The sequence below is a fragment of the Sulfurimonas sp. genome (assembly GCF_029027405.1).
Lineage (GTDB): Bacteria > Campylobacterota > Campylobacteria > Campylobacterales > Sulfurimonadaceae > Sulfurimonas.
Genome location: NZ_CP093396.1, coordinates 430,256 through 443,180 on the forward strand (window position 1 = coordinate 430,256; position 12,925 = coordinate 443,180).

The window sequence follows — 12,925 nt, forward strand, 5'->3', positions numbered from 1 at the left end:
AATTTCCCACTACAAAGATTAAACATTAATCTACACTTAAAATAAGCTAACTTTAATTACAATTTTTGTATTATTACGCGTTTATAACCCTCTTAAAGTAGATGGTTAAATTCTACTGGAAAATTTAAGTAAAAGGAATTGTATGCCTACAATCAATCAATTGATTCGTAAAGAGCGTAAACGCGTGATTAAAAAATCAAAATCACCAGCTCTTGTATCGTGTCCACAGCGTCGTGGTGTTTGTACTCGTGTTTACACAACTACACCAAAAAAACCTAACTCGGCTTTAAGAAAAGTTGCAAAAGTTAGATTAACTTCTGGTTTTGAAGTAATTTCATATATCGGTGGTGAGGGTCATAACCTTCAAGAACACTCAATCGTTCTAGTTCGTGGTGGTCGTATTAAAGATTTACCTGGTGTTAAGTATCACATCGTTCGTGGTGCATTAGATACTGCTGGTGTCGCTAACCGTATGGTTGCTCGTTCTAAATATGGAACAAAGAAGCCAAAAAAATAATCATTCAATAGCTACAGGATTAATCTTAAGTGATTAATTTTGAGTAAATTTGAAAAAATTGAAGAATAAGGAAACTCAAAATGAGAAGAAGAAAAGCTCCCGTTCGTGAAATTATGCCTGACCCAGTTTATGGAAGCAAAGTTTTAACGAAATTTATAAATAAGATTATGTTAGATGGCAAGAAATCTAAAGCAGAAAAAATCATTTATAGTGCAATGGATATCATTAGCTCTAGAGGTGAAAAAACTGGTATAGATACATTTAACGATGCTATTGAGAATATTAAACCAATTATAGAAGTAAAAAGTCGCCGTGTTGGTGGTGCTACTTATCAAGTTCCAGTAGAAGTACGCCCAGTTCGTCAACTTTCTCTATCAATCAGATGGTTGATTGATTCATCTCGTAAGAGAAATGAGAGAACAATGGCTGAGAGATTAGCAAATGAATTAATGGATGCATCATCTGATAAAGGTAATGCATTCAAGAAGAAAGAAGATACTTACAGAATGGCTGAAGCAAATAAAGCATTTGCTCACTATCGCTGGTAAGCAACTTTTAAAATATGTTAAGAGAAGAAATTCTCTTAACAATATAATATTGACACCTCTTTTGTAAGTAAAAATTCTTTATTTACAAAAGAGGTTATCTCTCAACTAATTTAACAAGGTACAAAACATGGCAAGAAGTCACAAACTAAATGATGTAAGAAATATTGGTATTGCTGCACATATTGATGCAGGTAAAACTACAGCAACAGAGAGAATTTTATTCTATACTGGTGTTGAACATAAAATCGGTGAGGTTCATGATGGTGCTGCTACTATGGACTGGATGGAACAAGAGCAAGAAAGAGGTATTACAATTACTTCTGCGGCTACTACTTGTGAGTGGGAAGGTAAACAGATAAATATTATCGATACTCCGGGCCACGTTGATTTTACTATTGAAGTTGAGCGTTCTATGCGTGTACTTGATGGTGCTGTTTCAGTATTTTGCGCTGTTGGTGGTGTTCAACCTCAATCAGAAACAGTTTGGCGTCAGAGAAATCGTTATAAAGTTCCGTCAATTGTTTTTGTTAACAAAATGGATAGAACTGGTGCCGATTTTTACGAAGTTGAAACTCAAATTCGTGAAAGATTAAAAGGTAATCCTGTGCCTATTCAACTTCCTATCGGTGCTGAAGCTGATTTTGATGGTGTTGTTGATTTAGTTCAAATGAAAGCTATTGTTTGGGATAAAGATGCTGAAATGGGTTCTAACTACCATGTAGAAGAAATCCCAGCTAACTTAAAAGATAGAGCTGATGAGTATAGAGAAAAAATGCTTGAGTCTATCTCTGAAGTTGATGGAAATGAAGAATTTGCTGAGAAGTTTTTAGATGGTGAAGATATTTCTAATGAAGAAATTGCTGAAGCAATCAAACAAGCTACTATTGGCATGGCTATCGTTCCTATGACTTGTGGTACAGCATTTAAAAATAAAGGTATTCAAACTTTACTTGATTGTGTTGTAGCATATCTACCATCTCCTATTGAATCAGAAGCTATTAAAGGTACTTTAATGGATGATGAAGAAGTAGAAGTAGATGTAGAGTCAAGTGATGATGGTGCATTTGCTGCTTTAGCATTTAAAATTATGACAGACCCATTTGTTGGTCAACTTACTTTTATCCGTGTTTATCGTGGCGCTTTAAATTCAGGTTCTTATGTTCACAATACAACAAAAGATAAAAAAGAGCGTATTGGTCGTATCATGAAAATGCATGCTATCAAGCGTGAAGAAATCAAAACTATCTATGCTGGTGAAATCGGTGCTGTTGTTGGACTTAAATCAACCACAACTGGCGATACTTTATGTGATCCTTCAGATAAAGTTGTATTAGAGCGTATGGATTTTCCAGATCCCGTTATCTCTGTTGCAGTAGAGCCAAAAACAAAAGTCGACCAAGAAAAAATGGGTATTGCTTTGAGCAAACTTGCTGCTGAAGATCCATCTTTTAGAGTTCATACTGATGATGAAACTGGTCAAACTATTATTTCAGGAATGGGTGAGTTACACCTTGAAATTCTTGTAGATAGAATGAGAAGAGAATTCTCTGTTGAAGCAGAAGTTGGTGCTCCTCAAGTTTCTTACCGTGAGTCTATTAGAGATGAAGTAAGTCAAGAGTACAAATATGCTAAACAATCAGGTGGTCGTGGTCAATTTGGTCATGTATATCTTAGAATTAAGCCAGGTGAAGCTGATAGTGGTTTTGTTTTCCATAATGATATTAAAGGTGGATCAATTCCTAAAGAATTTATTCCTGCTGTTGAGAAGGGTTGTAGAGAGACTATGCAAACTGGTGTTCTTGCAGGTTACCCAATGGAAGATATTGATATTACTCTTTATGATGGTTCTTACCATGATGTTGATTCAAATGAGATGGCATTTAAACTTGCTGCTTCAATGGGCTTTAAAGAGGGTTGTCGTAAAGCAAATCCATCTATTTTAGAGCCAATGATGAAAGTTGAAGTTGAAGTTCCTGAAGATTATATGGGAGATGTTATCGGTGACCTTAATCGTCGTCGCGGACAAGTTAACAATATGGGTGACCGTTCAGGTAACAAAATTATTGATGCATTTGTTCCTCTTGCTGAAATGTTTGGTTATTCAACTGATCTTCGTTCCGCTACTCAAGGACGCGCTACATACTCAATGGAATTTGATCATTATGAAGAAGTTCCTCGTAATGTATCTGAAGAAATTCAGAAAAAAAGAAATGGTTAATATCTGGCACTAAATTTTCTCTTAGCTCTTAAGTAAACTTAAGAGCTAAAGAGTCGATATATTAATACTTTTAAATATGATTTATTAGGTAAAATTATGAAAAAATCTATATTTTTATTATTATTTACAACATTTTTATTTGCTCAAAATCCTAATATATACTCCGTTTTAGGTAATGTTATCTATGACAATGTCCTAAAAATACAAAAGCTAAAAACTATAAAAAAATATTTAAGATATGAAGATAAAATTGACGAATATATTCTAGATGTTCAAGATGCTAAAGAGATGGGTTTTGCAATAGATGCTGGAGATACAACTAAAAGTAAGACACAATACCTTAAAAAAATTAGATCATTATCTAAAACTAATGATTATTTTCAAAGAAATATTTTCAAAACTTACAAGGCATCTATAAAAGATGAGAATAGTGAACTTTTTTCTCAAATAATAAACTCAGATCTTTTTGATAGTGATAGAAATAAAGATAAAATTATGCAATATTATTTTGCACATTGTGATGATATAAATACATCAGGAGTTATACAAAAATATTTAGATGAAGATGAAGAGTTTAGAAAACAACAAGCTAAATCAAGAACTATGATATTTACAAAAAAAGAGATACAAGAAGCAAAGATAAGACGAATACGCTTAAGAGATAAAGAAAAACAAGAAGAAATTCAAAAAAAGCTACAAGAAGAATTAATTCAAAAGAAAAAAGATATTCGTAAAGAACAGGTTCAAGAATTAGCTAAATAAGTAAAATTTTCATCATCATTTGGTCTTCCATCAAGAGTTAAAAAAGGTTTGTAATCTGATTTATAAGCTAGAGATGGGCAATCTTTAACATAGTAACCTAAGTAAATCCAATCTTTTTTCGAATCAATTGCAAATTTTATTTGAAGCAAAAGAGACAACTTACCAAGTCCATACTTCATATAATCAGGATCATAATAAAAATAAATAGAAGAGATACCATCTTGGAGTATATCTATTAAATCTATACCTATTAATTTATCTTCATCATAGTATAAAACTTCATAACCAAAGCCATTATGTCCATCAACAAAGGAACTATAATAGTTCTGAGGATTTGTTTTAGTGTATTCCCAGCCTTTTTTTTCTTTCATATGAAGATGATATTTTTCAAAAAGACTTAAATGAGCTTGAGTCATTGTGGGTGCTTGTATAAAACTTTTAATAAAAGAAGCTTTTTTTATAATTCTTCTATGAGATTTACTAAACTTAAAGTTATTTACATCTATTTTTATACTTTTACATTCATCACAAGAGGTACAAATAGGTCTAAAATACATCTTACCGAATCTTCTGTACCCTCGTTCTATTAACTCTTGACATTCTATTTCATCACATCCATCAATGACTTTATAGTGCATTGTTTGCTTAGCATCTTTAAGATATGAGCATTTATCATTAAGTAAAAATTCTTTAAGTAGATTCATAGTGTGATTTTGACATAATTTTTATTAAATACAAAATAAAGAACTAGCCTCTATTTATAGAAATAAGGACACCTTCTATAAGTTTATCCATATCGCCATCTAAGATTGCAGATATATTTGAAAAGGCTTCATTACTTCTAGTGTCTTTTACTTGTTGGTATGGTTGCATTACATAAGAACGGATTTGATGTCCCCATCCAATTTCGCTTTTTGCAACACCGTCTTGCGCTGCTTTTTGAGCTTCTAGTTCTAGCTCATAAAGACGAGATTTTAACATCTTCATTGCTGTTGCTTTGTTTTTATGTTGACTTCTATCGTTTTGGCATTGAACAACAACTCCAGTTTGTATGTGAGTTAAGCGAATAGCTGACTCAGTTTTGTTGACATGTTGCCCCCCAGCACCACTCGCTCTGTATGTATCAACACGAAGGTCTTTATCTTCGATTACAATATTTATATCATCATCAATTTCAGGTGAAACTACAACAGAACTAAAAGAAGTATGTCGTTTTGCATTTGAGTCAAATGGAGATATACGAACAAGTCTATGAATACCAGTTTCTACTTTTAAGTATCCATAAGCATTTTCACCCTTGACTATGAATGAAACATCTTTTATTCCGGCTTCTTCCCCTGTTTGATAATCTAGGATTTCTATACTAAAACCACGCCTAGATGCGAACATTTTATACATTCTAAGTAACATCGCCGCCCAGTCTTGAGATTCCGTTCCTCCTGCTCCTGGATGAATAGATATAATAGCATTATTAGAATCACTCTCGCCACTCAAAAGCACTTCTATTTCCATATTGCGTATGAGTTGTTCAAGAGCAATTGAATCATCATAACAAGCTTCTATGGACTCTTCATCGTTTTCTTCTTTAGCCATATCATACAACTGGGATGCATCTACAACAGCATCATAAGCAAGAAAATATTTATCTAGTTTTCTTTGATATTGTGTTTTTTCTTTTTGAATTTTTGCAGCATTTGTCGCATCTAGCCAAAAATCTTGTTCACTTTCAAGACTTTTTATTTCATCTAGTCTTGTTTGAATTTTTTTTGGTTCAACAACACCTGTAATATTATTCATTTTTAAATTTAAACTTTTTAAAAGTTCTGTATATTCATAGTTGTCCATAATATTGTCCATATATTGTATAATTGCGATTATATATAAAAGTGACTTAAAATGAAGATTATTTCCAAACCCTTAGAGTTAAAAAAGTATTTAAAAGATGAAGAAAAGAGTATAGGCTTTGTACCGACAATGGGTGCATTACATGAAGGTCATATATCTTTGATAAAACGAGCAAGAGGGGAAACTGAGATAGTTATAGTATCTATCTTTGTAAATCCTAAGCAGTTCTCAAAAGATGAAGATTTTAGTAAATATCCAAAAAAAGATGAAGCTGATACAAAAATATGTGAAATGAGCGGAGTTGATATATTATTTTTTCCAAATGCAAAAGATATTTATGGATGCGATGAAGTCTCTTTGTTAGCTCCAAATATTCGAGGTTTTGTACTAGAAGGTTTAACAAGACCAACACATTTCAATGGAGTCTTAACAGTTGTTATGAAACTTTTAAATATTGTAAGTCCTACAAAAGCTTACTTTGGAAAAAAAGATGCTCAACAATTTAATTTGATAAACTTAATGGTTAAACAGTTGTTTATGAGTGTTGAAATTATTGGGGTTGAGACAGTTAGAGAAAGTGATGGTTTAGCACTAAGTAGTAGAAATGTATATTTAAGTAAAAAAGAGAGACGAGAATCATTAAAAATCTCTTCATCTTTGTACTTGGCAGGAAATTTAATAGTAAAAAATATATTAGATGTTGATACAATAAAAGAGCAGATGCAAAAAATATTAGCACCACTAGAAATCTTTTATGTTGAGATATTAAATCGTAATTTTGAAATAATAAAAGAAGTAGAGGTAGGAAATAGTATAGTTTTAGTTGAAGTTAAAGTAGGTAATACAAGATTACTTGATAATATCTGGCTTTAAGTACCCATCTTCAACCATTATATCGAGTATTTTTTTATAAACAGGTACAGCAGTTGCGGCTGCAAATTGGCTACTTCTTGGTTGTATTACTATAACACCCATTGTGTATTTATTTTTTTTGTCATTACTAAAGCCTAAAAAAGCTGTGTTATATTTGTTTACATATTTACCTTTTTCAACAATATGTGCAGTCCCTGTTTTTCCACCAACACGCAGTCCTAGAGTTTTTGTTTTTTTACCTGTTCCTTTATTTACGGTTTTTATTAAAATATTTTTGATTCTTTTAGCTGTTGAGCTTTTTATGACTTGAACTTGTTTTTGTTCATGAACGGGTATATAATTTCCTCTAGCATCTATGAAATAATCTACTATTTTTGGAGTTACTAGTCTTCCATTATTGTTAAAAGAACTGTAAGCACGCATAAGTTGCATAAGGTTTGTTCTCATGCCGTAACCATAAGAACATGTAGCTTTATAAATTTGGTTATTAAGTTTATATGCACTAGGAATAGAACCTTTTTTTTCATAAATCATATCTGGAGTTGATTTTTGAGAAAAACCAAAATTTTTAAGACCAGTGTTAAATGCAACGCCACTTAGTTTTTGAGCAAGTTGTGCAATCCCAATATTTGATGAGTATACGATTACATTCTCAGCACTTAACCAATCAAATTTATGCTCATCGGTAATGACTTTATTGCCTATCTTAAAGCGTCCATTATGTCCGTTTACCAAATCGTAAGGATTTACAAGACCTTTATCTAAAAGCAGAGCAAATGTAATTGTTTTCATAACACTTCCAGGTTCAAAGCTATACTCAGTAACAGCACTATTTAAAGATGGATAATCACTTCGTTTGATTTTTTTTGGTAAAAACCTGTTAGAACTAGCAAGAGCAAGAATCTTGCCATTAGTAGAGTCCATTACAGCTGCTATAATTTGCTTGGCTTTTAATTTAACCTTCATCAAATCAAGAACTTTTTCTACGCGAATTTGAAAATTTATGGGGATAGTTAACTTTATATCTAAGCCATTTATACTTCTCTTTGTAAAACTTTCTTTATTTAAAATGATGTAACCATTTACATCTCTTTTTCCTTGACTAAGCTCGTTTTGTCTAGCATTTAGAGCATCTTCAAAGCTCTTCTCAATACCCTTAACCCCCTTGATATATGTGTAGCCGTCTTCTTCAAGTTTGTGAGGGTAACCTATGATTGGAGTTAAGAGATTTCCGTAAGGATATTCCCGACTCTCTCCACTTTCTATGATACTTAAACCATGAAGAGTTACCTTACCTGTACGGGGGTTTTTTCTCTCTATAAATACCTTTTTTCTCTTAAGCTCAAAGCGTAATTTTTTTAAATATTGCGCTCTTTGTTGAGAAATGTTGTAGCTTAAAACTACAACACCTTTTTTCTGTTTAAGTCGTTTTTTTATCTCTTTCGTACCTATACCTGAGTAGATGCTAAAAAGTTGTATAAAAAGTTCTTTTTTTTGTGGGTCGATATAGTAAGTATTGACAATAGCTTTGTAGAGTTTTTTAGTTGTGGCTACATGAAAACCATCAGCACTGATAATAGAGCCTCTTTTGGCTTTAGAAGAGTTTTTTGTATATAAAGATGGAAGATTTCTGTTTTTTACTACATGAACTAGCATAATTGTTAAAAAGATAAAAAAACCAAGCCCTATAAGACCAAAAAGAAGAAATATTTTTTTACTTTTGTTTTGATTGTCCATGATTACTTTTTTATAACTGTGTTCTACCTAACTCTTTGTACGCATTTAAGGCTTTGTTTCTGATTTCTAGCATTAGCTTCATACTTGTTTCAGCTTTTGAAATAGCAAGTGCAGCTTGATGAAGGTCTTTTACTTGCCCAGTTGCCATTTCGCCGATAGCAACTTCACTTTTTTCTTGAATCTCATTTACTTCATTTAAGGCAGACTTTAACTGCTGGGCAAAGGCTGCCCCACCAGATAGCTCAGGCTTACTTTTTTGTTTTAGTAAGTCGGCTGTTGATGGACTAGATATGCCATTTATTTTTCCAAATTCACTCACAGTTTATTCCTTCCTTAGCCTATTCTCAACAATGAAATTGCTGAGTTTGCCATACTTTTTGAACTCTCAAATGCTGCTACATTTGCTTGATAAGAACGAGTTGCTTCTACTAAATCGGCCATTTCTATAACAGGGTTAATATTTGGATACGCAACATAACCATTTGTGTCTGCATCTGGGTGAGATGGGTCAAACTTTAGGTTTGGTTGAGAATCATCTCTTGAAATTTTATCAACTATAACGCTCATTATAGCAGGATTTACTTCTTTGCCAAAATCTCCTTCATTTAAAGGGTCTTCAAATTTAAGACTGTTTGTCATACCATTTATCGCTTTACTAAACTCTTCACTAAAGTCTATAGCTTTAAAAACAACTTGTTTTCTTCTATAAGCTCCACCTTCTTCAGTTCTTGTTGTTTGGGCATTTGCGATATTTTGAGAGATGACATTTACACGAACTCTTTGTGCGCTTAAGCCATAACCACTTATATCAAAGCTACTTAAAAAACTCATATTAGTATCCTTCTTTTATATTTTCTTAGATGCTTCTATGACACTTTTAAATATCATACTATCTTTTTTATTTGCTGCGATTAGGGCGTTAAACATGATAGAGTTTTTACTCATTTCTGTTGTTTCAACATCCAAGTCAACGCTATTGCCATCATTTCTTGCCATATGTCCATCTCTAAAAAAGAGTTGAGGTTTAAGTGAAGATTTCTCATCTTGTAGAGCTATATGAGAGCCATCAGTTTGAGCAAGTTCTAGTTTGTCACTTCCCTCATTTAAAAGTTCAGCTTTTTTAGCTGCTAGTGCATCCCCAAAACTTACATCTCTTGGTCTATAAAAAGGAGTATCAACATTTGCAATGTTTGAAGATATCAAATCTTGACGCATAGCTCTAAAGTCAAGTGCATCTGAAATTAGACTATGTGTTCTTGAGATTTGAATGCTCAAAAGTGACTCCTTTTGTTATATAGTACTTGTAGAGCAACTTTAGTTCCATAAAGTATTATTTATTTCTATAAGCAAATTTTAATGTATATTACTAGATAATGTCTCTCAGGTTACTAGAGTAACCCATATTTTTTAATTTAAGGAGTTCTTATGAAAAGAGCTGGTTTTACTATGATCGAATTGATCTTTGTTATTGTTATTTTAGGTATTTTAGCGGCGGTTGCGCTTCCAAAATTTATTGGTGTTTCTACACAAGCTGAGGCTGGAAAGTGTAAAGCATTTATTGGTACACTAAATCGTACAGTGCTTCCTGCTATTTGGTCAGATATGGTTTTAAATAATCTAACAAAAAATGTTGCATTTACAGTTAGTGATATTCTTGAGCAAATAGAGGCTCCTACTGAATGCCAATCTGGTACAGGTACTGTAAGTGGTGCTAGTGGTAATGTTCCTGGTGCTTTAACTCCTAGTGCCACAACTCAAACAGCTATAATGACTTCTCTTGTCGCAGCTATCGGTACTGCTGGTGTAAATGGTACTCCAGTTGCATTTAATGTTGTATTTGGTTCAGGAACTGAATCTACAGTATATGAAGTTAATGGTACTACTCCAACAAGAAGTGAATCTCCAATCTTACAATGGACTAAAAAATAGTCTTTTTCTTGTTCCACCTCTTCTGAGGTGGAATGCATACAAATAAATCCACCCACAAAACACATTAAACAAACCTAAAAAATTATTTCGCTATAATCTACCTAATATAAAAGAGGAAAAATTATGAAAAAAGCACCCCAAGGGCAACCGTTGCACAATGCCTTCACTATGATAGAACTCATATTTGTTGTCATTGTTTTAGGAATTTTATCAGCTATAGCTCTTCCAAAATTTGCATCTACAAAAAGATCAGCTGATATCGCTTCAGGTCGTGCTGATATTTCGGTTATTCGTGCTGCTATTGTAAGTGAGCGACAAACTCAACTTGTAAAAGGTGTAAATACTTACATACCAAATTTAAGTGCCAATACTACAACACTTTTTACTGGAAGTGGAACGATTCCTGCAAAGGCAAAGGATCAAAATAGAATGCTTCTATTGTATGGTATTAAAGCTGGAACAGGTTCTGGTAACTGGGCAGTTACAAACGCTGCTAAAAAAACTTATACTTACACAGTAGATGAAGTAGCAACAACATTTGATTATAACAGTTCAACGGGAATATTTGCTTGTAAAGCCGATGAAGATAATTGTAACGCTTTAGTTGATTAAACAATAGAGGATTGTCTTGTTTTTTTATAAATTAGCAATCCTCTCTTCCCCTCTTAACCCTTTAACTTATCATTTTTCTTCATCTTTAAAAATTGGTACGATTGTACATGTTTTGGTGCGAAATAGAGAAACTAAAGCTACCATAATTTCTAAATGCAAAAAACCAGAGTTTAAAACAAGTGAAATTTTAAGTGAAAGTGAGTTTTTTTACTCTTTAAAACAGATGGAATTGGCGAAGTTTATTTCAGCTTATTATGTTTGTTCTTTAGGGGAGGCTTTAGGAGTCATGATGCCATATAGTTCCATATCAGGAGATATGGAACCAGACACACTTTCTAGTTCCATATCTCCTGATATGAAACTCTCTATGCTAAAGCTCTCGCCAAAACAAGAAAAAGTATTCAAGTTTTTGCAAAAACAAAAAGTATCACTACTCTTTGGAGATACAGGAAGTGGAAAAACAGAAATATATATGAAATATTTCCAAGAGATGATAGCATCTGGGAAACGATGTATTTTTTTAATGCCAGAAATTTCTCTTACTCCTCAAATGAGTCAAAGATTAGAAGAGCATTTTGGGGTAGATGCTGTTATGTGGCACTCAAAATTAACTCCTCTACAAAAGAAAAAAGCTCTTAAAAAGATTTATGATGGAAGTGCAAAAATAGTTGCAGGTCCTCGCTCAACCTTGTTTTTACCGCTACACGATTTAGGTTTGATAGTTGTAGATGAAGAACATGATGATAGTTATAAATCATCTTCAAGACCTAGATATAATGCAAAAGATATAGCCATATATATGGGTAAACTGTATGATATTCCCGTAGTTTTAGGAAGTGCTACGCCATCTCTTAACTCCTTTGTTAAATTTCCATATTTTAGACTTAAAGGTGGATTTTTTAGTGCTAAAAAAGAGTTTATTTATGAAAAATCCAGTGAGAGTTTAAGCCCTTTGATAATGGGGCATCTAGACTCAACCATAAAAGCTAAAAATCAAGCCATAGTCTTTGTCCCAACAAGAGCAAATTTTAAATATTTAATCTGTCAAGATTGTGGACACACAATCCAATGTGTTTTTTGTAGCATAGGAATGAGCATACATCAAAAATCAAATGCTTTAAAGTGTCACTATTGTAACTATACTCAAGCTATACCTCAAATTTGTAGCGAGTGTAAAGGAGCTTCTCTTATAAGTTCAAGACTTGGAACAGTAGAGGCTATAAAGCTTATACAAGAACAACTCACAGATGCAAAAATTGAGCAGTTTGACAGAGATGCCATAAGCACAGCAAATAAACTCAAAAAAGCACTAAAGCGTTTTAATGAGAGAGAAACAGATATACTGGTAGGAACTCAGATGCTAAGCAAAGGACATGATTATCATGGAGTGACTTTAGCAGTTGTTTTAGGACTTGATAATATGTTAAACATGAGTGATTACAGAGCAAGAGAAAAAGCACTTTCTTCTCTCATACAAGTCTCTGGTAGAAGTGGTAGAGCAAAAGATGCAAAAGTGTTGATTCAAAGTTTTAATGAAGAGTTTTTTAGTACATTTATAGATGATTATGAAGCTTTCTTAGAAGAAGAAAAAATCTTTAGAGTAGGGCTTTATCCACCATATAAAAAACTTTGTAGAGTTTTATTTAGTCACAAAAATGGAGTAAAAGCACAAGAAGAGATGCGAGAGATGAAAGATAGTTTAGTTAAAATCTCAAATATAGAAGTTGTTGGTTTTGGAAAGTGTGGTGTTGAGCGGATTGCAAATAAGTATAGATTTGAGATACTTCTTAGAAGTAATAAAAGTACAGATATTATAAAAGCTGTGTCTAGATGCAAGACGAGTTTAGCTGAGATTGATATGGATCCTATTGAATTTGGATAAGG

14 protein-coding genes are annotated in these 12,925 nt (G+C 32.8%); 8 read left to right on the forward strand and 6 right to left on the reverse strand.

Annotated elements, in window-relative coordinates:
• The first annotated feature begins 142 nt into the window (after positions 1-142).
• From rpsL to MOV42_RS02250, 4 genes are all read left to right on the forward strand, one after another.
• The gene (rpsL, locus tag MOV42_RS02235; RefSeq protein WP_324172190.1) at positions 143-517 is read left to right on the forward strand and encodes a 30S ribosomal protein S12; all 375 of its coding nucleotides are present in this window, start codon (positions 143-145) and stop codon (positions 515-517) included.
• Positions 518-597: 80 nt separating this feature from the next.
• Positions 598-1,065: a 30S ribosomal protein S7 gene (gene rpsG / locus MOV42_RS02240; RefSeq protein WP_324172191.1), complete on the forward strand. Its 468-nt coding sequence runs from the start codon at positions 598-600 to the stop codon at positions 1,063-1,065.
• 127 nt (positions 1,066-1,192) lie between these two features.
• Positions 1,193-3,283 carry an elongation factor G gene (gene fusA / locus MOV42_RS02245; RefSeq protein WP_324172192.1) on the forward strand — a complete coding sequence of 697 codons (2,091 nt, stop codon included), beginning with the start codon at positions 1,193-1,195 and terminating at the stop codon, positions 3,281-3,283.
• Between the two features lie 96 nt (positions 3,284-3,379).
• Positions 3,380-4,045, forward strand: a complete 666-nt coding sequence (locus MOV42_RS02250) for a hypothetical protein (RefSeq protein ID WP_324172193.1) — start codon at positions 3,380-3,382, stop codon at positions 4,043-4,045.
• On the opposite strand, the gene MOV42_RS02255 is transcribed toward MOV42_RS02250, so the two are convergent.
• Positions 4,027-4,749, reverse strand: a complete 723-nt coding sequence (locus MOV42_RS02255; RefSeq protein WP_324172194.1) for an arginyltransferase — start codon at positions 4,747-4,749, stop codon at positions 4,027-4,029. The genes MOV42_RS02250 and MOV42_RS02255 overlap by 19 nt on opposite strands.
• Before the next feature lie 43 nt (positions 4,750-4,792).
• Positions 4,793-5,890, reverse strand: a complete 1,098-nt coding sequence (gene prfB / locus MOV42_RS02260; protein WP_324173045.1) for a peptide chain release factor 2 — start codon at positions 5,888-5,890, stop codon at positions 4,793-4,795.
• A 51-nt stretch (positions 5,891-5,941) separates the two neighbouring features.
• On the opposite strand from prfB, the gene panC reads away from it, so the two are divergent.
• Entirely contained in the window at positions 5,942-6,763 is an 822-nt protein-coding gene (gene panC, locus MOV42_RS02265; protein WP_324172195.1) for a pantoate--beta-alanine ligase, read from the forward strand.
• Here panC and MOV42_RS02270 read toward each other — a convergent pair.
• The 4 genes from MOV42_RS02270 to flgB are packed head-to-tail and all read right to left on the reverse strand — an operon-like array spanning position 6,740 to position 9,775.
• Positions 6,740-8,500, reverse strand: a complete 1,761-nt coding sequence (locus MOV42_RS02270) for a penicillin-binding protein 2 (protein WP_324172196.1) — start codon at positions 8,498-8,500, stop codon at positions 6,740-6,742. The genes panC and MOV42_RS02270 overlap by 24 nt on opposite strands.
• A 10-nt stretch (positions 8,501-8,510) precedes the next feature.
• Positions 8,511-8,819 carry a flagellar hook-basal body complex protein FliE gene (fliE, locus tag MOV42_RS02275; protein WP_324172197.1) on the reverse strand — a complete coding sequence of 103 codons (309 nt, stop codon included), beginning with the start codon at positions 8,817-8,819 and terminating at the stop codon, positions 8,511-8,513.
• A 14-nt stretch (positions 8,820-8,833) separates the two neighbouring features.
• Positions 8,834-9,331 (reverse strand): flagellar basal body rod protein FlgC, encoded by a 498-nt coding sequence (gene flgC, locus MOV42_RS02280; protein ID WP_324172198.1) that lies wholly within the window; start codon positions 9,329-9,331, stop codon positions 8,834-8,836.
• A 15-nt stretch (positions 9,332-9,346) separates the two neighbouring features.
• Positions 9,347-9,775, reverse strand: a complete 429-nt coding sequence (gene flgB / locus MOV42_RS02285) for a flagellar basal body rod protein FlgB (protein WP_324172199.1) — start codon at positions 9,773-9,775, stop codon at positions 9,347-9,349.
• Positions 9,776-9,925: 150 nt separating this feature from the next.
• Between flgB and MOV42_RS02290 the strand changes: the two genes are divergently transcribed.
• From MOV42_RS02290 to MOV42_RS02300, 3 genes are all read left to right on the forward strand, one after another.
• The gene (locus MOV42_RS02290) at positions 9,926-10,429 is read left to right on the forward strand and encodes a type II secretion system protein (RefSeq protein WP_324172200.1); all 504 of its coding nucleotides are present in this window, start codon (positions 9,926-9,928) and stop codon (positions 10,427-10,429) included.
• 123 nt (positions 10,430-10,552) lie between these two features.
• A complete protein-coding gene (locus MOV42_RS02295; RefSeq protein WP_324172201.1) occupies positions 10,553-11,041 on the forward strand; it encodes a type II secretion system protein in 489 nt (162 codons plus the stop codon).
• A gap of 16 nt (positions 11,042-11,057) precedes the next feature.
• Positions 11,058-12,923, forward strand: coding sequence for a primosomal protein N' (locus MOV42_RS02300; protein WP_324172202.1), 1,866 nt, complete (start codon positions 11,058-11,060; stop codon positions 12,921-12,923).
• Positions 12,924-12,925 lie beyond the last annotated feature (2 nt).